The sequence below is a fragment of the Caulobacter sp. GW821-FHT11A05 genome (assembly GCF_058809015.1).
In genome coordinates this window covers 1-19,368 of sequence record NZ_JBXASF010000023.1, presented here as the reverse complement: position 1 = coordinate 19,368, position 19,368 = coordinate 1, and the positions used below count along the sequence as shown (strand labels likewise).

16 protein-coding genes are annotated in these 19,368 nt (G+C 69.7%); 8 read left to right on the top strand and 8 right to left on the bottom strand.

Annotated features, from left to right (window positions below):
- Nucleotides 1-27 precede the first annotated feature (27 nt).
- Both AC1RSK_RS22715 and AC1RSK_RS22710 read left to right on the top strand, forming a co-directional pair.
- Entirely contained in the window at nucleotides 28-483 is a 456-nt protein-coding gene (locus AC1RSK_RS22715; protein WP_492909965.1) for an SRPBCC family protein, read from the top strand.
- The gene (locus AC1RSK_RS22710; RefSeq protein ID WP_492909964.1) at nucleotides 480-821 is read left to right on the top strand and encodes an ArsR/SmtB family transcription factor; all 342 of its coding nucleotides are present in this window, start codon (nucleotides 480-482) and stop codon (nucleotides 819-821) included. Before AC1RSK_RS22715 ends, AC1RSK_RS22710 begins: the two co-directional genes overlap by 4 nt.
- Here AC1RSK_RS22710 and AC1RSK_RS22705 read toward each other — a convergent pair.
- The 3 genes from AC1RSK_RS22705 to AC1RSK_RS22695 are packed head-to-tail and all read right to left on the bottom strand — an operon-like array spanning nucleotide 810 to nucleotide 4,166.
- Nucleotides 810-2,042 carry a class I SAM-dependent methyltransferase gene (locus AC1RSK_RS22705; RefSeq protein ID WP_492909963.1) on the bottom strand — a complete coding sequence of 411 codons (1,233 nt, stop codon included), beginning with the start codon at nucleotides 2,040-2,042 and terminating at the stop codon, nucleotides 810-812. The genes AC1RSK_RS22710 and AC1RSK_RS22705 overlap by 12 nt on opposite strands.
- Complete coding sequence (locus AC1RSK_RS22700; protein WP_492909962.1) at nucleotides 1,996-2,862, bottom strand: DUF1365 domain-containing protein; 867 nt, start codon at nucleotides 2,860-2,862, stop codon at nucleotides 1,996-1,998. The genes AC1RSK_RS22705 and AC1RSK_RS22700 overlap by 47 nt, the downstream gene beginning before the upstream one ends.
- Nucleotides 2,859-4,166, bottom strand: coding sequence for an NAD(P)/FAD-dependent oxidoreductase (locus AC1RSK_RS22695; protein WP_492909961.1), 1,308 nt, complete (start codon nucleotides 4,164-4,166; stop codon nucleotides 2,859-2,861). The genes AC1RSK_RS22700 and AC1RSK_RS22695 overlap by 4 nt, the downstream gene beginning before the upstream one ends.
- 248 nt (nucleotides 4,167-4,414) lie before the next feature.
- Here AC1RSK_RS22695 and rfaE2 point away from each other — a divergent pair, with 248 nt between their 5' ends.
- Entirely contained in the window at nucleotides 4,415-5,902 is a 1,488-nt protein-coding gene (gene rfaE2, locus AC1RSK_RS22690) for a D-glycero-beta-D-manno-heptose 1-phosphate adenylyltransferase (protein WP_492909960.1), read from the top strand.
- Nucleotides 5,899-6,900 carry an ADP-glyceromanno-heptose 6-epimerase gene (rfaD, locus tag AC1RSK_RS22685; RefSeq protein ID WP_492909959.1) on the top strand — a complete coding sequence of 334 codons (1,002 nt, stop codon included), beginning with the start codon at nucleotides 5,899-5,901 and terminating at the stop codon, nucleotides 6,898-6,900. Before rfaE2 ends, rfaD begins: the two co-directional genes overlap by 4 nt.
- A gap of 6 nt (nucleotides 6,901-6,906) precedes the next feature.
- Here rfaD and AC1RSK_RS22680 read toward each other — a convergent pair whose 3' ends face one another.
- Nucleotides 6,907-7,089: a hypothetical protein gene (locus tag AC1RSK_RS22680; RefSeq protein WP_492909958.1), complete on the bottom strand. Its 183-nt coding sequence runs from the start codon at nucleotides 7,087-7,089 to the stop codon at nucleotides 6,907-6,909.
- A 202-nt stretch (nucleotides 7,090-7,291) separates the two neighbouring features.
- On the opposite strand from AC1RSK_RS22680, the gene AC1RSK_RS22675 reads away from it, so the two are divergent.
- Complete coding sequence (locus AC1RSK_RS22675; protein ID WP_492909957.1) at nucleotides 7,292-8,476, top strand: DUF3089 domain-containing protein; 1,185 nt, start codon at nucleotides 7,292-7,294, stop codon at nucleotides 8,474-8,476.
- Here AC1RSK_RS22675 and AC1RSK_RS22670 read toward each other — a convergent pair.
- Both AC1RSK_RS22670 and AC1RSK_RS22665 read right to left on the bottom strand, forming a co-directional pair.
- Nucleotides 8,473-8,841 (bottom strand): DUF6285 domain-containing protein, encoded by a 369-nt coding sequence (locus AC1RSK_RS22670; protein WP_492909956.1) that lies wholly within the window; start codon nucleotides 8,839-8,841, stop codon nucleotides 8,473-8,475. The two genes, AC1RSK_RS22675 and AC1RSK_RS22670, sit on opposite strands and share 4 nt — an antisense overlap.
- Nucleotides 8,838-9,815 (bottom strand): phosphotransferase family protein, encoded by a 978-nt coding sequence (locus tag AC1RSK_RS22665; RefSeq protein WP_492909955.1) that lies wholly within the window; start codon nucleotides 9,813-9,815, stop codon nucleotides 8,838-8,840. The genes AC1RSK_RS22670 and AC1RSK_RS22665 overlap by 4 nt, the downstream gene beginning before the upstream one ends.
- 219 nt (nucleotides 9,816-10,034) lie before the next feature.
- Here AC1RSK_RS22665 and AC1RSK_RS22660 point away from each other — a divergent pair, with 219 nt between their 5' ends.
- Nucleotides 10,035-11,288: an MFS transporter gene (locus AC1RSK_RS22660; RefSeq protein WP_492909954.1), complete on the top strand. Its 1,254-nt coding sequence runs from the start codon at nucleotides 10,035-10,037 to the stop codon at nucleotides 11,286-11,288.
- A 120-nt stretch (nucleotides 11,289-11,408) separates the two neighbouring features.
- On the opposite strand, the gene recG is transcribed toward AC1RSK_RS22660, so the two are convergent.
- A complete protein-coding gene (gene recG / locus AC1RSK_RS22655; RefSeq protein WP_492909953.1) occupies nucleotides 11,409-13,478 on the bottom strand; it encodes an ATP-dependent DNA helicase RecG in 2,070 nt (689 codons plus the stop codon).
- A gap of 326 nt (nucleotides 13,479-13,804) precedes the next feature.
- Nucleotides 13,805-15,160: a DUF6880 family protein gene (locus tag AC1RSK_RS22650; protein ID WP_492909952.1), complete on the bottom strand. Its 1,356-nt coding sequence runs from the start codon at nucleotides 15,158-15,160 to the stop codon at nucleotides 13,805-13,807.
- Nucleotides 15,161-15,418: 258 nt separating this feature from the next.
- Here AC1RSK_RS22650 and AC1RSK_RS22645 point away from each other — a divergent pair, with 258 nt between their 5' ends.
- Nucleotides 15,419-15,691 carry an FAD assembly factor SdhE gene (locus AC1RSK_RS22645; RefSeq protein WP_492909951.1) on the top strand — a complete coding sequence of 91 codons (273 nt, stop codon included), beginning with the start codon at nucleotides 15,419-15,421 and terminating at the stop codon, nucleotides 15,689-15,691.
- Entirely contained in the window at nucleotides 15,681-19,148 is a 3,468-nt protein-coding gene (gene mfd / locus AC1RSK_RS22640) for a transcription-repair coupling factor (RefSeq protein WP_492909950.1), read from the top strand. Before AC1RSK_RS22645 ends, mfd begins: the two co-directional genes overlap by 11 nt.
- Nucleotides 19,149-19,368: the final 220 nt, after the last annotated feature.

Genomic DNA, 19,368 nt, shown 5'->3' with positions numbered 1-19,368 from the left:
GCCATCATCCGGAAGGGAGAGGGGATCATGGGTCTCGAGATCGGTGTTCTGCACGTCCGTCGCAGCCTGTTCATCCGCGCCCGGCCGGTCCGGGTCTGGCAGGAGTTCGAGGAGACCGAGCGGTTCGCCGCCTGGTTCGGCATCGGTCACACCCTGCACGCCTTCGAGCCCAGGGTCGGGGCGCGGACCGAGTTCTCGGTCGAGATCGACGGCGTGCGCCGCCACTACGGCGGCGAGGTGCTGGTCTTCGATCCGGGCCGCGAGGCGTCGTTCACCAGCCAGTGGCATGACCCGGCCATGGCCTGGGCGGTCCCGACCTTCTGGACCCTGCGCCTGACGGCCCACTACGACGGGACCCTGGTCGAGATCTTCCATCATGGCTTCGAACGCCTGGGCGCCGACGCCGCCGACCAGCTGCAGGGCTATGAGGAGGGCTGGGATATCAAGCACCTCAAGGCGCTGCGGGCCATCGTTGAGGCATGAGCCAGCGGGACGCCTATGTGGCCATCGCCGACCCGACCCGGCGGCGCATCCTCGACCTGCTGCGGGACCGGGACGGTCTGGCGGCGGGCGACATCGCCGGCCGGTTCGCCAAGGCCTCGCGGCCGGGGATTTCACGGCATCTCAAGGTGCTGCTCGACTGCGGCGTCGTCGAAGTGAGTCGGCGGGGCAGGGGCCGCTACTACAGCCTGCGGCCCGAACCGCTGCGGGCGCTCAACGACGGCTGGCTGGCGCGGTTCGGCGACATGCAGACGGCCAGCCTGGCGGCCTTGCGCGCCCGGGTCGAGGACGACCCTCTCAACGAAGATTCAGGCGCGTGACAGGCCCAGCTGCACGACGTTGGTCCGCCCGGTGCGCATGCCGGCCTCGCAATAGGCAAGGTAGAAGCGCCACAGCTTGCGGAACCGCTCATCGAAGCCCTGCGCCTTGACCTGGTCCCAGACCGCGTCGAAGCGGTGCAGCCACAGGTTCAGGGTGTCAGCGTAGCATTCGCCAAAGCGGTTGAGGCCGGTCCAGCTGAGGCCCGCCCGATCGGTCTGGGCCTTGAGCTTCTCCTCGCTGGGCAGCATGCCGCCCGGGAAGATGTACTTCTGGATGAAGTCAGCGTGGGCGCGGTAGTGGCCGAACAGCTCGTCGCGGATGGTGATGATCTGCAGGCCGGCGCGGCCGCCCGGCGACAGCACGTCGTGGATCTTGCCAAAATAGGCCGGCCAGTACTGCTCGCCGACCGCCTCGAACATCTCGATGGAGGCCACCCGGTCGAAACGGCCGTCGACGTCGCGATAGTCGATCAGCCGGATGTCGGCCTTCTCGGCCAGGCCCTGCTTGAACAGGCGTTCCCGGGCGTAGTCGTACTGGGCCTGGGAGATGGTGATGCCGGTGACCTTGGCGCCGACTTCCTTGGCCGCGAACTCAGCAAAGCCGCCCCAGCCGCAGCCGATCTCCAGCACGCTCTGCTCGGCCTTCAAGTCGATGGCGCGGGCCAGGGCCGCGTACTTCTCGCGCTGGGCCTCTTCCAGGGGCTGGTCGGGGCGTTCGAAGCGGGCCGAGGAGTAGGTCATCGTCCGGTCCAGCCACAGCTCGTAGAACTGGTTTCCCAGGTCGTAGTGGGCGTGGATGTTGCGCCGGGACCCCTCGCGGTCGTTGCGCCGCGTCAGGTGGATCAGGAAGTTCCAGGCCTTGACCAGCGGGTTGCCGGCCATGATCCGGCCGATCCGGTCGAGGTTGTAGGTGAAGGCGGTCAGCAGGGCCGGCAGGTCGGGAGTGTCCCACTCGCCGGCCATGTAGCCCTCGGCGAAGCCGATGTCGGCGGCTGACATGACCCGCCCTATGGCCTTGTAATCCTTGACGATCAGCTCTGCCGCCGGACCCGGCTGGGTTCCCCGGAACAACAGGCGCCGGCCCCCCGGCATGACCACGTCGAGTTCGCCCGTATCCCAGTTGCTGCGCAGGACCTTCATGGCCGTGCGGAAGGCCGCGGGCGCGGCCCTGAAGTCAGGCGTTTCCCACTCCGACGTGGCGTTTGCGGCGATTTCGCTCATGGTCGCTCCGCGTCTCTGGGGAAACTGTACCACCGTTTTTCGGTTGCGCGAGACCCAAGGGCTCGCCCGCGCTGAGTCCGGTTTTCGGTCCGGGTCGCCGCGCCCCGAACGGCGCGCCCTTGAGGAACAGCCGCAGCGCCTCCCAGTGAATGGCGGCGACCACCTTCAGGGTGAGTAGCGGGATCGACCAGAAGAGCGCCTTAAGGCGTTGATCTGTCAGCGCTTCCCGGTTCGCCGTCTGGGTGGCGACGAAGTCCGGCTTGCCGGCCACAGCCTTGACGATGCGCAGATCGAGGGTCTCGCCGGGGCTGGAGATGTCGAACCGGTATTCGCCCTCGACCTTGAAGAAGGGCGAGACGTAGAGGCGCTTGGCGGCCCGCTGGGTCTCGCGCGGGCCGCCGGTGGCCGGGATCACATAGGCGTGGGTCTGGCCGAAGGTGTTGTTGACCTCATAGATCACCGCCTCCAGCCGTCCGTTCGCCGCATGGACGAAGAAGATCGACAGCGGGTTGAACACGAACCCCAGCACGCGCGGGAAACAGAGCAGGCGGATGGTCACCGCTGTCGCCGGGACGCCGGCCTGGGCCAGGGTGATCCCGACCCAGGGCCTCAGGCGCTCACTGCGGCGGTCGCCGTGGTCGCGCGGGTCGAAGCTCATCAGGCCCTTGGGGCCGAGCTTCATCCACTTGAGGCCCGCAAAGGCTTGATCCAGCTGATCAACATCGACCAGCAGCTGGAACAGCCGGTAGCGGAAGTCGTGGGGACGGGGGCCGAAACGCTTGTGCCAGGTTTCGCCCACATAGAGGGCGGCGGCGCTCATGCGGCGATGGCCTTGGCGAAGGCCGGCGTGGAGCCTTCGAAGCTGGCGACGCGGTGGTCGACGAAGTCCCACGGCACGCGGCCGCCCAGCGCCAGCGCGGCCTTGACGCCGGAGGTGACGCCGTCCTCATGGAAGCCGTAGCCCAGCCAGGCGCCGGCGTACCAGACGCCGCCGCGGCCCTGGATGCGGCCGATGCGGCGCTGGGCGGCCAGCGCCGCCGTGTCGAACTGCGGGTGGTCGTAGTCGTACTCGGCGATGACCAGGGTCGGGTCGGCGGGCGGGCCGTTGAGAGTGACGAACAGCGGGTCGGCGGTGTCGAGCATCTGAAGGTTATTCATCCAGTAAGTCACATAAGGTGTTGAAGATGATTGCTTATCGCCGATGTAGTTCCAGCTGCCCCAGGCCGGGCGGCGCACCGGCATCAGGGCCGGGTCCCGGTGCAGGACGGCCTTGTTGGCCGAGTAGCGGACGGCGCCAAGGAAGGCGCGCTCCTCGGGATCGGCGTCGGCCAGCATCCGCAGGCTCTGGTCGGAATGGCAGGCGAGGATGACCTGATCGAACAGTTCGGGCCCATGCCCGGCCTCGATCAGCACCCCGCCCGGCGCGCGGCGCACCGAGGCGACGCCCGCGCCCGTCCGCACCCGGTCGCCGAGGAGCGCGCCGATCTTCTCGACATAGGCGCGGCTGCCGCCGGTGACGGTCTTCCACATCGGCGGGGTGAACTGCAGCAGGCCGTGGTTCGACAGAAAGCGCAGGAAGCTCTCGGCCGGGAAGTCGCCGATCCGCCCCTCGGTGGTCGACCAGATGGCGGCGCCCATCGGCAGCAGGTAGCGGTCGCGGAAGCCCTCGGCGAAGCCGCGCAGTTTCAGATAGGCGCCCAGCGACAGGTCCTTCAGGTCGGCCTTCAGGAGGTCGTTGCGGGCCAGGTCATTGAACCGCCGGATGTCATTGAGCATCCACAGGAAGGAGGGATTGAGCAGGTTGCGCTTCTGGGCGAACACCCCCTTGGGGAAGTTGGACGACCATTCGACCCCGCCGCCGGCGCAGGCGAAGCTCATGTCGGTCAGCCGGCTCTCGACCCCCAGGCTGTCCAGCAGGCCGACGAGGTTGGGGTAGTTGCTCTCATTGTAGACGATGAAGCCGGTGTCGACGGCCACCGGGCCGTCCGAACAGTCGACGGTGACGGTGTTGGCGTGGCCGCCCAGCCGGCCGTCCTTCTCGAACAGGGTGACGGCGTGGGTATCCTTGAGCGCCAGGGCGGCGCTCAGGCCGGCGACGCCCGAACCGATGACAGCGATCTTCACGTGAGGTCCGTCTCCCCGAGGCGCGGCCCCAAGAGACCACGTAAACATTCAGCGCACGATCCCGAGCCTCGCCTTGGTCGATGGGGCTTCGGGCAATCACGTCCAGGCTGTCTCCAGCCCGGCCAAGCACTTTAAGATACGGTCGTCCTGGCCATATGGATGACCGGCTTCGACAGGTTTCGCAAATTCGGGAGCCTGCCACCGGCGGTCTTGACCGTCCCAACGTCAAAGAGCACAGCCTGCGATCCATGGACCTTGCCGGCCTTCAGAAACTCCTCGACGCCATCGTCGGCGCCCGCGTGGCCTGCGTGGGCGATGTGATGGTCGATCGCTTCGTCTACGGCGACGTTTCCCGCACCAGCCCGGAGGCGCCGGTGCCGGTGCTGGCGCTGGGCCGCGAGACGGCGATGCTGGGCGGGGCGGGCAATGTGGCGCGCAACGTCGCGGCCCTGGGTGGCAAGGCGGCCCTGGCCGGGCTGATCGGCGACGATGGCGCGGGCAGGGAAGCCCTGCGGATGATCAGCGCCGAGGCCGGCCTGGAATCGCACCTGATCACCGACGCCAAACGCCCGACCACGGTGAAGACCCGTTACGTCGCCTCCGGCCAGCAGCTGCTGCGGGTCGATTCGGAAGACGCCTCGCCGGCCGTGCGTGAAACGGAATCAAAGCTGGCCGCCTCGGCGCGTTACGCGGCCGAAGGGGCGGGGGCCATCCTGCTGTCGGACTACGGTAAGGGGGCGGTGACCCAGAAGGTCATCGAGGCCTGCCTGGAGGCCCGCGCCAACGGCGTGGTGCTGATCGTCGACTCCAAGGCCCGCAGCTTCGCCCGCTACGGCGCCGCCGACATCGTCAAGCCCAACGCCAGCGAACTGGCCCGGGCCACCGACATGCCGACCGAGACCGACGAAGAGGTCGAGGCGGCGCTGAAACACGCCCTGGAACTGTCGCGCTGCAAGGCGGTGCTGGTCACCCGGGCGGCCAAGGGCATGAGCCTGGCGGTGCGCGGGAAGGGGGTGAAACACTACCCCGGCCGGCCGCGCGAAGTGTTCGACGTCTCCGGGGCCGGCGACACCGCCCTGGCGGCCCTGGGGCTGGCCCTGGCGGCCGGCCAGGCGATGGACGACGCGGTCAGCTTCGCCCTGCTGGCCTCCGGCGTGGTGGTCGGCAAGGCCGGCACCGCCACCGCCACCCCGCGCGACCTGGTCGAGGCGGAGATCGCCGCCCACCTGGCCCCGGCCGAGGCCAAGCTGGCCAGCCCGGCCCAGATGGCCCAGCAGGCGGCCGAGTGGCGCAAGCAGGGCCTCAAGGTCGGCTTCACCAACGGCTGCTTCGACATCCTGCACAAGGGCCACGTCGCCTACCTGGCCCAGGCCCGGGCCTGGTGCGACCGGCTGATCGTGGCGGTCAACAGCGACGCCTCGGTGCGCGCCCTCAAGGGCGAGGGCCGGCCGGTCAACGACCTGGAAAGCCGGGCCATGGTGCTGGCGGGCCTCGCCGGCGTCGACCTGGTCACCGCCTTCGACGAGGAGACGCCGGTCAAGCTGATCGAGGCCGCCCGGCCCGACGTGCTGATCAAGGGCGCCGACTACACCGTCGAGGGCGTGGTCGGCCACGACCTGGTTCAGGGGTGGGGCGGCGAGGTGAAGCTCGCGCCGCTGGTCGACGGCTATTCGACCTCCGCCGCCATCGCGCGCATGACATCGCCCCTGCAGACTGGGAAGGAATCCGCCCAATGACCCGCCGCATCGTCTTTGTCACCGGCGGGGCCGGCTTCATCGGCTCCAACATCGTCGCCAGGCTCTGCGAGGACCCAAGCCTCGACGTCGTGGTCTGCGACTGGCTGGGCACGGCCGACGGCGGCAAGTGGAAGAACATCGCCAAGCACCCGATCGGCGACTTCGTGCCGCCCGAAGAGATGTTCGACTGGCTGGAGAAGCGCTGGCGCGACGTCGAGGCGGTCATCCACATGGGCGCCATCAGCTCGACCACCGAGGCCGACGCCGACAAGATCATGCAGACCAACTTCTGCCTGAGCCGCGACCTGTTCCGCTGGTGCGCCGACCGCCAGCGCCGGTTCATCTACGCCTCCAGCGCCGCCACCTACGGCGACGGCGACACCGGTTTCGCCGACGACGACGACCTGGAGGCGCTCAAGGCCCTGAAACCCCTCAACGCCTACGGCTGGTCCAAGGCCCTGTTCGACGTCTTCGCGGCCCGGCAGGCGGCGCGGGACTACAAGCCGCCGCAATGGGTGGGGCTGAAGTTCTTCAACGTCTACGGCCCCAACGAGCACCACAAGGACAGCATGAAGTCGGTGGCCGCCCAGATCTTCCCGAAGGTGAAGTCCGGCCACACCGTCCAGCTGTTCAAGAGCCACAACCCCGACTACGCCGATGGCGGCCAGCTGCGTGACTTCGTCTATGTGCGCGACGTCGCCGACGTCATCGCCTGGCTCCTGGAGACGCCGTCGGTGAACGGCATCTACAACCTCGGCTCGGGGGCCGCGCGCAGCTTCGCGGATATGGCGCAGGCGGTGTTCAAGGCGGCCGGCAAGGCTCCGCTGATCGACTATGTCGACATGCCCTACAGCATCCGCGACAAGTACCAGTACTTCACCCAGGCCAAGATGGACCGCCTGCGCGAGGCCGGCTACCCGGGCCAGTTCACGCCGCTCGAGGACGGCATTACCGAGTATGTGACCAGGTACCTGGCGGCGAGCGACCCGTACCGATAACCGCGGTCAGGACGTCGGGCCGCCGGTCGGCGGCTCGACGTCATGGAATTGGGGCTTGGGCTCATAGAATATGCCCGGGTCGGCGTTCTGCGCGGGCGGCGGGTTGCCGGAGCCCAGCTTTGCCTTGAGCGCCTGGAGAATCTTCTGCAGCCGGGTGAGGGGCGGCGCCGGGGCGGGAGCATTGGTCATGGCTGGGATCCGGGTTTGATCTGGCCGCCTGTCGGAAACGCCTCAAGATAGCGGCCTGCGAAATACAACCGAGACCCTCCCACGAGGTCGGGCGCCTGTCCAGCGACCGGCGAGCGCCTGCTTCAGGGTCATGATCGCCCCCGCGCCATCATCGAACAGGAGGGGGCTTAACCCTCAGGGCGCGGCATGCGAGGCTGACCTCATGCCGCCGTGGCTTACAGGACGCCGACTCTGGATCGCGCTGGGCGCCGTGGCGCTCGCGGCGCTGCTTGGCCTTGGCTGGATGGTCTATGGCGTCGACGTGCTGCGCGCCTCGCTGGACCCCCGGGTGCCGTTCCAGACCTACGACCCGCCGGGCGCGCCCAAGTATTTCCAGGCGCGGGCCTGGGCTCTGCTGCCGGGAGCGCCGGACAAGCCGCGGGTCGACGACCCGGTCGCCGACGTCTTCTTCATTCACCCGACCACCTATGACGGCGGCGACCACTGGAACGGCCCGTTCCGCGATTCGAAAGCCACCCGCCTGACGCGCGAGGTCATGCTGCCCAACTACGCCGGACCGTTCGCCAAGGCCGGCCGGGTGTTCGCGCCCCACTACCGCCAGGCCAGCCTCTACGCCCAGCTGACCCTGCGCGAGGACGCGCGGGAGGCGCGGGCCTTCGCCTATGGAGACGTGCTGGGCGCCTTCCGGCAGTGGAAGACCAAGTACGGGGGGACGCGCCCCTTCATCCTGGTCGGGGTGGAGCAGGGTGGTTTGCTGGCCGCCCGGCTGCTGGCCGAGGAGATCGCGCCGGACGAGGCGCTGATGAAGCGGATGGCGGCGGCCTATTTCATCGAGACGGTGGTGCCGGCCGACGCCTACGGCCCGACCCACCCGCCGGCCGCCTGCACGGCCCGCTATCAGGCCGGCTGCGTGCTGGCCTGGAAGTCGGGCGGGGCGGTGGAGCGGGGGCGGATCCGCGAGCGGTCGCTGGTCTGGGGGCCGAACGGGACCCTGGTCAACCTGGCCGGCCGGACGCCCCTGTGCGTCAACCCGCTGACCGGGACGGCGACGAATGACGAAGCGCCGGAGCGGGCCAACCTCGGCGCGGCCAACGCCTCGCGCCTGGCCTGGGGCGAACGGCCGCCGCTGATCGCCCGGGCGGTGCATGCCCGGTGCGACGAGGGTATCCTGAAGGTGTCGCGGCCGAAGTCGGGAGCGTTGCGCCGGTCCGGCGGCTGGGCCGACCGCCTGCGGATGCCGCCCTACAACCTGTTCTACGGCGACCTGGAGGCGGATGCGCAGGCCCGGGTGGCGGCCTTGCTCGGCGTGCCGGAAGGCGCCAGCGCCGCGCCGCCGATCACCCAGTCGATCTCGGTCGGAACCGTGCCGACCCACAAGATCGACTAGCCCGCGAGCGTCTTCAGCCCCGCGTACTGCGGCTGGTCGATCCTCACCTGGTCGATGATCGAGGCCCTCAGATGGGCCAGCAGCGCCGGGTCGGTCGGCGCAATCGCGCCATCCCGGATCTTTCCGCAGAGCTCGCTGTTCAGCGCCGTCCAGTCGCCATCATGCCCGAGCAGCTCGGCCATCCGTTCGACCTGCGCCGCCTCGGCCGCCGCTCCTTCGGCGATCTCCCGCTTGATCGCCGCCAGGGCGTTCACCGCCACCCGCGCGTGAAACGCATCCCGGTCCTTCAGCTGCGGGGCCGCCCGTTCCTCAATGAAGCGGATGACGCTTTCAAGCAGCTCGATGCTGGTCGGATGGGTGATCATGCGGCGGCCTCCAGCAGGGCGACGAGGTCGATTTCGGTCTCGCTGGTGCGGCGGCCGATCATCGCCCGCTCGACCGAGGCGTCGGCGCCGCTGGCGTAGGCCAGGTACATGGTCAGGCACATGCAGCCCCATTTCAGCGAGCCGAGCATCTCCCAGTAGAGCACCCGTTCCAACGGGACGGGCTTGCCGCCGGCCGCCTCGTAGGCGTCCAGCAGGTCGGCATAGTCGCCAAAGCCGCCGACCGGCTTGGCCCCGCCGAACCGCCAGCTGCGCATGCAGATCCAGCCCATGTCCTCGGCCGGATCGCCCAGGTGGGCCAGTTCCCAGTCGAGCACCCCGACCAGGCCCTGCTCGGGATGGACCATGATGTTGCCGTTCCGGAAGTCGCCATGCACCAGCACCGGCGTCGCCAGCGATGGGGCGCGGTCCTTCAGGTAGCGCAGCGCGGCCTCGAAGATCGGCCGCTCGGCCCCCGAGGCGCGGTAGACCGCCTCGTACTTCTCCAGCTCGGTCAGGGCGTTGGAGGTGGCCAGCGGCGGCAGGCCTTCGAGCGAGACCGCGTGGATGGCGGCCAGCGCCGCGCCGCACTGCGCGGCCAGGCCAGGCCGAATACCCTCGAACGGCGGATCGCGCGTGATGCGCTTGCCCAGTGTCTCGCCCTCCAGCCTCGCCATCACATAGGCCTCGCCGATGGCGCTGCCGGGCGCGCTCTCGGCCAGCACCTTGGGCACGGCGGCGCCATTGGCGGCGGCGGCGCGGATCAGGGCGGCCTCGGTGGCCAGCGGCACGGCGTTGCCGCTGCCCGTGGCGCTGGGCGGCTTGCGGCGCAGGATCATCGGGGCGCCGGTGTCGGTCTCGAAGGCCCAGGTCTCCTGGCTGGCCCCGCCGGATAGGCGGCGCAGGTTGACCACCGTCGTGGCGCCTGGCGCCAGCTGCGGGGCGAGGGGCGCGAGGGCCTGTTGAAGATCGTCCATGCCTTCGATTCCGACCCTTCACCCACCGTCAGTCAACCGGTTGCGGTTTGGACGAACTGTGGTCATCCTGCGCGGGCTTTCCCGGTCTCTTCCGTGAAAGGAGTCAACACCATGCAGGCCACCGCCATCCGGTAGTCCGTCGGCGCCAAAGGCGCGCCGCCCGGACCTTCGTCACCCGCAGCGCGGGGCGACGCCTCATGACTCCATCGAAAGCCATCCATGACCCAGTCTCTCTGGCGCCATCGCGACTTCCTGAAACTATGGGCGGCGCAGGCCGTCTCCGCCTTCGGCTCGCGGATCACCCGCGAAGGCCTGCCGATGGCCGCTATCCTCACCCTCGACGCCAAACCGGCGCAGCTTGGCCTGCTGGCCGCCCTCAGCATCGGGCCGGGCGTCATCCTCGGCCTGTTCGCCGGCGGCTGGGCCGATCGGAACTATCGTCGGCCGATCCTGATCGGCACGGACATCCTGCGGGTGCTGGTCCTGCTCAGCGTGCCCGTCGCCGCCTGGATGCACTGGCTGACCATGCCCCAGCTCTATGTCGTGGCCGCCATCGTCGGGGCCGCCGGCCTGATGTTCGCCATCGCGGACCATGCCTATCTGCCAGGCCTGATCGGCCGCGAGCAGCTGATGGACGGCAACGCCAAGCTCGGCGTCACCGAGTCGATCGCCGAGATCGGTGGGCCGGCCCTGGCCGGCCTGCTGTTCAAATACCTGACCGCCCCCTTCGCCCTGGCCGTCAACGCCGCGACCTACCTCGTCTCGGCCGTCTTCCTGTGGACCATCCGCACGCCTGAGCCGCCGCCGGAGCCGGTCGACAAGGCCGAGCACCCGTTCTCCGACCTGATGTTCGGCGTCCGGGCCGTCCTCGCCCAGCCGCTGGTCCGGCCGCTGCTGATCATGACCATCGTCCAGACCCTGTTCAGCAGCTTCTTCGCGGCCCTCTACCTGTTGTTCGCGATCAGGACCCTGGGCCTGACCACCGATCTCCTGGGCCTGGTCATCGCCGTCGGCGGCGGCGGAGCCTTGCTGGGGGCCCTGATCGCGCCGTTGGCCGTCCGCTGGCTGGGCCTTGGCCCCGCCATCATCGGGCTTGGCCTGGCGGCCGCCGCCTCGGCCGTGGTCATTCCGCTGGCTCCGGCGAGCGTAGCCGGCGGCGCGGCCTTCCTGATCATCGGCCAGATCCTCGGCGATGCCCTGGCGGTGGCGGCGATGATCCCGGCCGGGACCCTGCGCCAGTCGGTGTTCGCCCAGGCCAAGCTTGGTCGGACGGGCGCCGTCTTCCATGTGGCCCGCGGCGCGATGAGCGTCCTCGGCGCCCTGATCGGCGGCGGACTGGGCCAGGCGATCGGCATTCGCGAGGCCATGTGGGTGGCGGTCATCGGCATGGTGCTGGCCGGGCTGATCCCAATCTTCTCGCCCCTGCGGACGTTACGCGAACTGCCCAATGGGGAGACGGCTTCCCAGGCCTAAACCCAATCCGTCATCCCGGGCGCCCGCAGGGCGACCCGGGACCCAGGGGCCGCGTGCTGTGCGGCGGCCCCTGGGTCCCCGCTCTCCGCTCCGCTACGGCCGGGATGACGGTGAAAAAATTCAGTCCCCAGGCCCGCCCGGCCGCCAGTCGAACAGTTCCTGCAGCAGGCGCAGGCGCTGTCCGCGCTCGCCCTTCAGGTCCGGGTCTCGGGCCAGCACCAGCCGGGCGTCGTCGGCGGCCACCGCGATCAGGTCGCGGTGCGCCGCCGGGTCGGCGAGGCGGTAGGCCGGGAAGCCACTCTGCTTGAGGCCCAACGGATCGCCGCCGCCGCGCAGCTCGAGGTCCTTCTCGGCGATCTCGAAGCCGTCGTCGGTCTTGCGCAGGATGTCGAGCCGCTGTTCGGCGATGTCGCCCAGCGGCGGGTCGTAGATCAGCAGGCAGGCGCTCTCCCGCCGCCCCCGACCCACGCGGCCGCGCAGCTGGTGCAGCTGGGCCAGGCCAAAGCGGTCGGCGTGCTCGATGACCATGATGGTTGCGTTGGGCACATTGACCCCGACCTCGACCACCGTGGTGGCGACCAGCACCGGCAGCCGCCCCTCGGCGAAGGCGGCCATCACCTCGTCCTTTTCACCGCCGCTCATCTGGCCGTGCACCAGCCCGACCTGTGAACCCATCACCTGGCGCAGCTCGGTGGCCCGGGTCTCGGCGGCCATGACGTCCAGCTCGTCCGACTCGGCGACCAACGGACAGATCCAGAAGGCCTGCGCCCCTTCGGCCACCGCCTTTTTCAGCCGATCGATCACCTGCGGCAGGCGCGGGGAGGGGACGGCGGCGGTGGCCACCGGCGTGCGGCCGGGCGGCTTCTCGTCGATGCGGCTGACATCGAGGTCGCCGAACACCGTCAGTTCCAGGGTGCGCGGGATCGGCGTCGCCGACATGGCCAGCAGGTGGACGCCCTCGCCCTTGTCGGTCAGCCGCTTGCGCTCATTGACCCCGAAGCGGTGCTGTTCGTCGATGACCGCCAGGCTCAGCCCCCGGAACTTCACCTCGTCCTGGAACAGCGCATGGGTGCCGACGGCGACGCCGGCCGTGCCATCCATCAGCGCCATCAGCTTCTCGGCTCGCACCCCGCCCTTGTCGCGTCCGGTCAGCAGCACGACCCGCACCCCCTGCGCCTCCAGCATCGGGGCGATGGTCTCGAAATGCTGGCGGGCGAGGATTTCGGTCGGGGCCATCAGCGCCGCCTGCCGCCCGGCGTCGAGCACGTCGGCCATGGCCAGGGTGCAGACCACCGTCTTGCCCGAGCCGACGTCGCCCTGAAGGAGGCGACTCATCCGCTCGCCGGCCTGCAGGTCGCCGCGGATTTCCGACAGCGCCCGAATCTGCGCGCCGGTCAGCTTCCACGGCAGGGCCGCTTCCAGCCGGTCGGCCATCGGCCCGGCCAGGATGGCCGGGGCTGGCTCGGCCTTGCGGGCGGCCTTGCGCTGGGCCAGGGCCAGCTGGTGGGCCAGCAGTTCGTCGAAGGCCAGCCGCCGGCGCCCCGGCCCCAGCGGGGCGATGTCGGCCTCGCTCTGCGGGTTGTGCAGCTGCTCCAGCGCCGCCCGCCAGCTGGGCCAGCGTTCACGCGCCAGCCAGGCCGGATCCTGCCATTCGGCCAGCTCCGGCGCCCGTTCCAGCGCCTCATGCGCCAGCTTGCGCACCGTGCGGGCGGCGAGACCGGCGGTGGCCGGATAGATGGCTTCCAGCTCCGGCACCTCGTCGGCCCGGGCGACGTCGACGAAGTAGTCGGGATGGACGATGTTCCAGCTGTCGTGGAAGCGCTCGACCTTGCCGCTGACGATGCGCTTGGCGCCGACCGGATGCTGGCGCTCCAGATGCGGACCGTGGCCCTTGAAGAAGGTGATGGTGACGAAGCCGCTCTCGCCGTCAACGACCCGGATGCGCCAGGGCTGGTTGGGGCCACGCGGCCGGGCGTGGTCGTTGACCACCACCGACAGGGTGGCGACCTCGCCGTCGACCAGGCTGAGGAAACTGGAGGGTTTGCGGCGGATCAGGCTGTGGGGCTTGAGGAACAGCACGTCGCGGACGAGCGGCCCGGCCAGCTTTTCGACCAGAGGCGCGACCTTGGGCCCGACGCCCTTGAGGGTCGAGATCGGGGCGAACAGCGGGAAGAGAATCTCCGGACGCATGGGCTCAAGCTATAGCGCGGGGGCGGGGAGGCCGACACCGAAAGCCCGCCTGAACGGTTATCGAAGCGGCCAACCATTATACCGCGCCGGCGAGAGACCAACATCATGCCGCGAGTCCGCGCCGGAGCCGGGAAAAGCCCGGCGGCGTTGGCTTTCCGATGGGCTGACCGGCCGTGAATGTGGGTCCGGGCGTTGGCCTGGGGGTTGGTCGACCGGCGGGAAATGTTGGTTGATGCCTGCCCGGCGCGACCAACGCCGGCCGCGCGACGATCCGTCGGGGGCTTGGACAGGCCTCCACGGCGCCTGAATATGTCTAGACATATTGCTCAGAAGCGTCGCAAGGGCTCGATTTTCCTCAGGAAATCCTCGTGCGTCCCGAACCCCTGGTGGTCGTCGATCTGCGGCTCCAGGGAGGCCGCCTCCAGCAGCCAGCGCTGCGCCGAGCCGTAGCGCTCGTGCCGCCGCCACTTGGCCGTGTCCTCGATCATCGCCCGCAGCACCAGCGCCGCCGCCAGCGGATGGCGCGCCTCCAGCAGCCGCGCCGCCGGCTCCAGGAGGTCGACCGCGTCGCCCTTCAGATCGCCCGTCCGGCCCAGCACCAGCCGCGCCGCCTCGGCCGGCTCCGGCCACTCCACGAAGAAGCGCAGGGCCATCGCCGCGTTCGGATACCCCCGGGCAAAGGCCATGGCCCGGTCCTCGGCCTCGACGTCGTCGAAGTCGCCCAGCCGCTTGAGGTGAGCCCGCAACAGGTCGGCGTCGAGGCGCGCCTCGAACCCCGCCCAGCGCAGTTCCTGCGCCTCGGCCTCGCGCCCGTCAGCCTCCAGGGCGGCCAGCCAGCCGCGCTCCCAGTCGGCCGTGCTCCGCGTCCGCACCCCGCCGGTCGGCCGCGAGCGCTCCAGGGCGGCGAAGGCCTCCGCCACCCGGCCGGCGGCCAGCAGGCGCGAGGCGATATGGGCCCCGACCAGAGGCTCCTCCAGCTCCTTGGGCGTCCAGGTCTCGATGAAGCCCTCGACGTCGCCTTGGGCGTCGGCGATCTGCTGTACGGCGCGGCGCAAGGTCGGGCTGGTGCGGGCCCGGCGGTTGATGGCCCCGGTCAGTTTCTCGCGCAGCGACCACATGGCCGCGTCGTCGAGGGCCGGCAGCACGGCGGCGACGATCCCCGACATCAGCCCTTCGGTGTCGGCGGTGAGGGTCTCGAACACCCGGTCGGCCAGGCCCGCCGGCCGCGCCTTGGCGGCCATGGCCAGCGGCCCCAGGTCCTGCACGGCAGCGACGAAGACGGCCCCGACCTCGCCCTTGCTATCGTCGATGCGATCCACCACCGGATCGGCCAGCGCCAGCAGCCGCCAGAGCAGCTCCAGCGCCACGAACGGATTGAGCTCCGCCATCTTGCCGGCGATGGCGGCCCGCAGCTGCCTCAGCTCACGCACGAACTCGGCGTAGCGGCGCCAGGTGATGCGGGTGCGTTTCTCGGCGATCGAGGCCAGCCGCTTGTCGAGCTCACTGGCCAGGTCCTCGGGCCCGGCCTCGCCGGCCAGCTCCAGCCGCAGCCGCCGCTTGATCGCCGCCTGGCCCTCGGTGATCTCCATCATCAGGGCGGCCAGCCGCTCGGGCCCCAGCCGCTCCAGGTTGGCGAGGTTGAGGGTTTTCTTCGATCCGGAGCGTTTGGCGGGCGCCTTCATGGGCCTGTGGATAGCTTGTGTCGGCCGGGCGTTGAAAGCCTGAAGGCGTCGGCGGGCTGGCCCCACGCCCAGGCCAACACCCTTCCGGCGGCGGCGGCCGATAATCCGGGGACACTATATAGATTTCCGCACGCCGCTTTGTGGGCTCGGACCGGGAGCCAAGGAAATCTATATAGTGTCCCCGGATTATCGCCTGCTGTCGGCAGGGGTTTTCCCCCTAGCCCCCGTCGTCGGCGCGACCTATATCCGCCGCTCCTCATGGACGATGCACGACTGAAACGAGCCCGGCTTCGCGCCTGGCGCCGCGGCTTCCGGGAAATGGACCTCATTCTGGGGCCGTTCGCGGACCAGCACGCCCATACCTTGAGCGAAGAGGACTTCGCGGCCTTCGAAGCCCTGCTCAATGCCCCCGACCAGGACGTCTACGGCTGGATCATCGGCCGGGAACCGCCGCCGCCCGAGCACGACACCCCCCTGATGAAGCGGTTGCAGGCCTTCGACCCCAGCCAGGGCATCATCCGTGGCGCGTGATGGGGATTTGAAGACCATCGCCAAGGCCGAGGGCCGCCTGGAGCTGACCTCGGCGCCGGAAGGCTTTGGCGCCCTGGTCATGGCCGACCTGTTGCGGGCCCGGGGCGGGCCGGCGCTGTTCGTCGCCCGGGACGGGGCGCGGGCCGAGGCCTTCATCGGGGCCATGGCCTTCTTCGCCCCCGAGCTCGAGGTGGTGCATTTCCCCAGCTGGGACTGTCTGCCCTACGACCGGGTCGGCCCGGCCCCCAGCGTCGCCGCCCAGCGCATGGCCACCCTGTCGCGGCTGGCGGCCGGCGTCGATGCCAAGAAGCCGCTGCTGCTGGTCGCCGCCATGGCCGGGGCCATGCAGCGGGTGCCGCCGCGCCAGGCGGTCACCGAGGCCAGCTATTCGACCCGGCCCGGCGCGACGGTGAAGATCGCCGACCTGGAACGCTATTTCGCGGTCAACGGCTACCACCGGGCCTCCACCGTTTCCGAGCGCGGCGAGTTCGCCATCCGGGGCGGGGTGATCGACGTCTTTCCGCCGGCGGCCGAGGAGCCCGTGCGGCTCGACCTGTTCGGCGACACGCTGGAATCGATTCGCGCCTTCGATCCCGAGACCCAGCGCTCGACCAAACAGCTGCACGACATCCGCCTGCTGCCGGTCAGCGAGGCGCTGCTCGACAAGGAGGCGGTCGCCCGCTTCCGCAAGGGCTATGTCGGCGAGTTCGGCGCCCCCGGCGAGGACGCCCTCTATGCGGCGGTCAGCGACGGTGGCCGGCGGGCCGGCATGGAGCACTGGCTGCCGCTGTTCTACCCGCGGCTGGAGACCCTGTTCGACTATCTGCCGGACGAGGCCCTGATCGCCTTCGACAACCAGGCCCTGGAGGCCCGCGAAGAGCGGCTGTCGGTGATCACCGACGCCTACGACGCCCGCGCCGACGCCCAGCGCAAGGACAGCTACCGGCCGCTGAAGCCCGACGCCCTCTACCTGACGGCCAAGGAATTCGACGGCCTGATGAGTCTGCGCGCCACCCGCTGGTTCACGCCGTTCCAACGCGAGGGCGCGGCCGTCGTCGACATGGGCGCGAAACTGGGCCGCACCTTCGCCGCCGAGCGCCAGCAGGACAGCGTCAACCTGTTCGAGGCCACCGCCGCCCACGCCAAGGCCCTCAGCGAGGCCGGCAAGCGGGTGCTGTTCGCCAGCTGGTCAGAGGGCAGTTCCGAACGGCTCGGGACGATGCTGGCCGACCACGGCATGAAGAAGCTGCCGGTCGCTCGCTACTGGCAGGCGGCCAAGGCCAACGATCCCAAGACCCCGCAGCGGGTGGTCCTGCCGCTGGAGAACGGCTTCGAGACCGACAACCTCGCCGTCATCTCCGAGACCGACATTCTTGGCGACCGGCTGGCCCGGCCGCGCAAGAAGCGCCGCGCCGCCAACTTCCTGGCCGAGGCCAGCGCCCTGACCCCCGGCGACCTGGTCGTCCACATCGACCACGGCATCGGCCGCTACGAGGGCCTCAAGACCCTGGAGGTGCAGCAGGCGCCGCACGACTGCCTGGAGCTGCAGTACGGCGGCGAGGCCAAGCTCTACCTGCCGGTCGAGAACATCGACCTCTTGACCCGCTACGGCGCCGAGGGCGACGGCGTGCAGCTCGACAAGCTGGGCGGGGCCGCCTGGCAGTCGCGCAAGTCCAAGGCCAAGGAACGCTTGAGGGTCATGGCCGAGGGCCTGATCGCCATCGCCGCCGCCCGCGCCACCAAGTCGGTCGAGGAAATCGACCCGCCGTCCGGCGTCTTCGACGAGTTCTGCGCCCGCTTCCCCTATGAGGAGACGGAAGACCAGCTCAACGCCATCGGCGACGTGCTGACCGACCTGTCATCGGGCAAGCCCATGGATCGGCTGATCTGCGGCGATGTCGGCTTCGGCAAGACCGAGGTGGCCCTGCGCGCGGCCTTTGTCATGGCCATGAGCGGCCAGCAGGTGGCGGTGGTCTGTCCGACGACCCTGCTGGCGCGGCAGCATTACAAGACCTTTGTCGAACGCTTCCAGGGCTGGCCGGTGAAGATCCGCCGGCTGTCGCGCCTGGCCCCGGCGGCCGAGGCGGCCGAGACCCGTGAGGGGCTGGCCAACGGCGAGTATGAGATCGTCATCGGCACCCATGCGGTGCTGTCGAAGCTGGTCAGCTTCCGCGACCTGGGCCTGGTCATCGTCGACGAGGAGCAGCACTTCGGGGTCAAGCACAAGGAGAAGCTGAAAGAGCTTCGCGCCGACGTGCATATGCTGACCCTGACTGCGACGCCGATCCCGCGCACCCTGCAGATGGCGCTGAGCGGCATCCGCGAGATGTCGATCATCGCCACGCCGCCGGTCGACCGGCTGGCAGTGCGCACCTACGTCATGCCCTGGGACGAGGTTTCCCTGCGCGAGGCCCTGCTGCGCGAGAAGTATCGCGGCGGCCAGAGCTATTTCGTCACCCCGCGGATCAAGGACCTGCCGGACCTGGAGAAATTCCTCCGCGTCTCGGTGCCCGAGATCAAGTTCGTGGTCGGCCATGGCCAGATGGCCCCGACCCAGCTCGAGGAGGTGATGACCGCCTTCTACGACGGCCAGTACGACGTGCTGCTGTCGACGACGATCGTCGAGAGCGGCCTGGATATCCCTTCGGCCAATACGATGATCATCCACCGGGCCGACATGTTTGGCCTCAGCCAGCTCTACCAGCTGCGCGGCCGGGTGGGGCGGTCCAAGGCGCGGGCCTACGCCTATATGACCACGCCGGTCGAAAAGCAGCTGACCCTGTCGGCCGAGAAGCGGCTGCAGGTGCTGCAGAGCCTCGACAGCCTCGGCGCCGGCTTCCAGCTGGCCAGCCACGACCTCGACATTCGCGGCGGCGGCAACCTGCTGGGCGACGAACAGAGCGGCCATATCCGCGAGGTTGGCGTCGAGCTGTACCAGCAGATGCTGGAAGAGGCGGTGGCGGCGCTGAAGGAACGGGCCGGCGAGGAGTCGCTCAGCGACCGCGGCTGGTCGCCGGCCATCAACACCGGCGCCGCCGTGCTGATCCCCGAAGAGTATGTGCCGGACCTCAACGTCCGCCTGTCCCTCTACCGCCGCCTGTCCGAGGCCGAGAAGTCCGCCGACCGCGAAGCCCTGGCGGCGGAGTTGATCGACCGGTTTGGTCCGTTGCCGCCGGAGACCGACAGCCTGCTGAAGGTCGTCGCCATCAAGGGCCTGTGCCGCGAGGCCAATGTCTCGAAGATCGACGTCGGACCGAAGGGCGCGGTGATCCAGTTCAGGAACGACACCTTCGAGAACCCCGGGGCGCTGGTGGGGCATATCGCCAAGAACGCGGCGGTGTGGAAGCTGCGGCCGGACCAGAAGATCGTGGTGAAGGGCGAGTGGGACACCTCGGCGGCGCGGCTCGATGCCGCCGAGAAGGTGCTGAGCGTGTTGGCGCGGCTGGCCAAGGCCTAATTCCTCCTCCGGCGCGAAGCGACGGGGGAGGGGGACCGCCGGCCCGACTTTAGGGCCGGTGGTGGAGGGGGCAGCACCGGCGGTGCGGGTTGATCCTGAACGCTGTCATCTTCGTCCGCGCCAGAACGTTCTCCATCCTGACAAGCCGGCGCGGGGGGGGGGGGGGGGGGGGGGGGGGGGGGGGGGGGGGGGGGGGGGGGGGGGGGGGGGGGGGGGGGGG

Bases quoted from the DNA above. Each gene is read 5' to 3' on its own strand.
- AC1RSK_RS22715 (WP_492909965.1), top strand. From the start codon at position 28: ATGGGTCTCGAGATCGGTGTTCTGCACGTCCGTCGCAGCCTGTTCATC.
- AC1RSK_RS22710 (WP_492909964.1), top strand. From the start codon at position 480: ATGAGCCAGCGGGACGCCTATGTGGCCATCGCCGACCCGACCCGGCGG.
- AC1RSK_RS22705 (WP_492909963.1), bottom strand. From the start codon at position 2,042: ATGAGCGAAATCGCCGCAAACGCCACGTCGGAGTGGGAAACGCCTGAC.
- AC1RSK_RS22700 (WP_492909962.1), bottom strand. From the start codon at position 2,862: ATGAGCGCCGCCGCCCTCTATGTGGGCGAAACCTGGCACAAGCGTTTC.
- rfaE2 (WP_492909960.1), top strand. From the start codon at position 4,415: ATGGACCTTGCCGGCCTTCAGAAACTCCTCGACGCCATCGTCGGCGCC.
- rfaD (WP_492909959.1), top strand. From the start codon at position 5,899: ATGACCCGCCGCATCGTCTTTGTCACCGGCGGGGCCGGCTTCATCGGC.
- AC1RSK_RS22680 (WP_492909958.1), bottom strand. From the start codon at position 7,089: ATGACCAATGCTCCCGCCCCGGCGCCGCCCCTCACCCGGCTGCAGAAG.
- AC1RSK_RS22675 (WP_492909957.1), top strand. From the start codon at position 7,292: ATGCCGCCGTGGCTTACAGGACGCCGACTCTGGATCGCGCTGGGCGCC.
- AC1RSK_RS22670 (WP_492909956.1), bottom strand. From the start codon at position 8,841: ATGATCACCCATCCGACCAGCATCGAGCTGCTTGAAAGCGTCATCCGC.
- AC1RSK_RS22665 (WP_492909955.1), bottom strand. From the start codon at position 9,815: ATGGACGATCTTCAACAGGCCCTCGCGCCCCTCGCCCCGCAGCTGGCG.
- AC1RSK_RS22660 (WP_492909954.1), top strand. From the start codon at position 10,035: ATGACCCAGTCTCTCTGGCGCCATCGCGACTTCCTGAAACTATGGGCG.
- recG (WP_492909953.1), bottom strand. From the start codon at position 13,478: ATGCGTCCGGAGATTCTCTTCCCGCTGTTCGCCCCGATCTCGACCCTC.
- AC1RSK_RS22650 (WP_492909952.1), bottom strand. From the start codon at position 15,160: ATGAAGGCGCCCGCCAAACGCTCCGGATCGAAGAAAACCCTCAACCTC.
- AC1RSK_RS22645 (WP_492909951.1), top strand. From the start codon at position 15,419: ATGGACGATGCACGACTGAAACGAGCCCGGCTTCGCGCCTGGCGCCGC.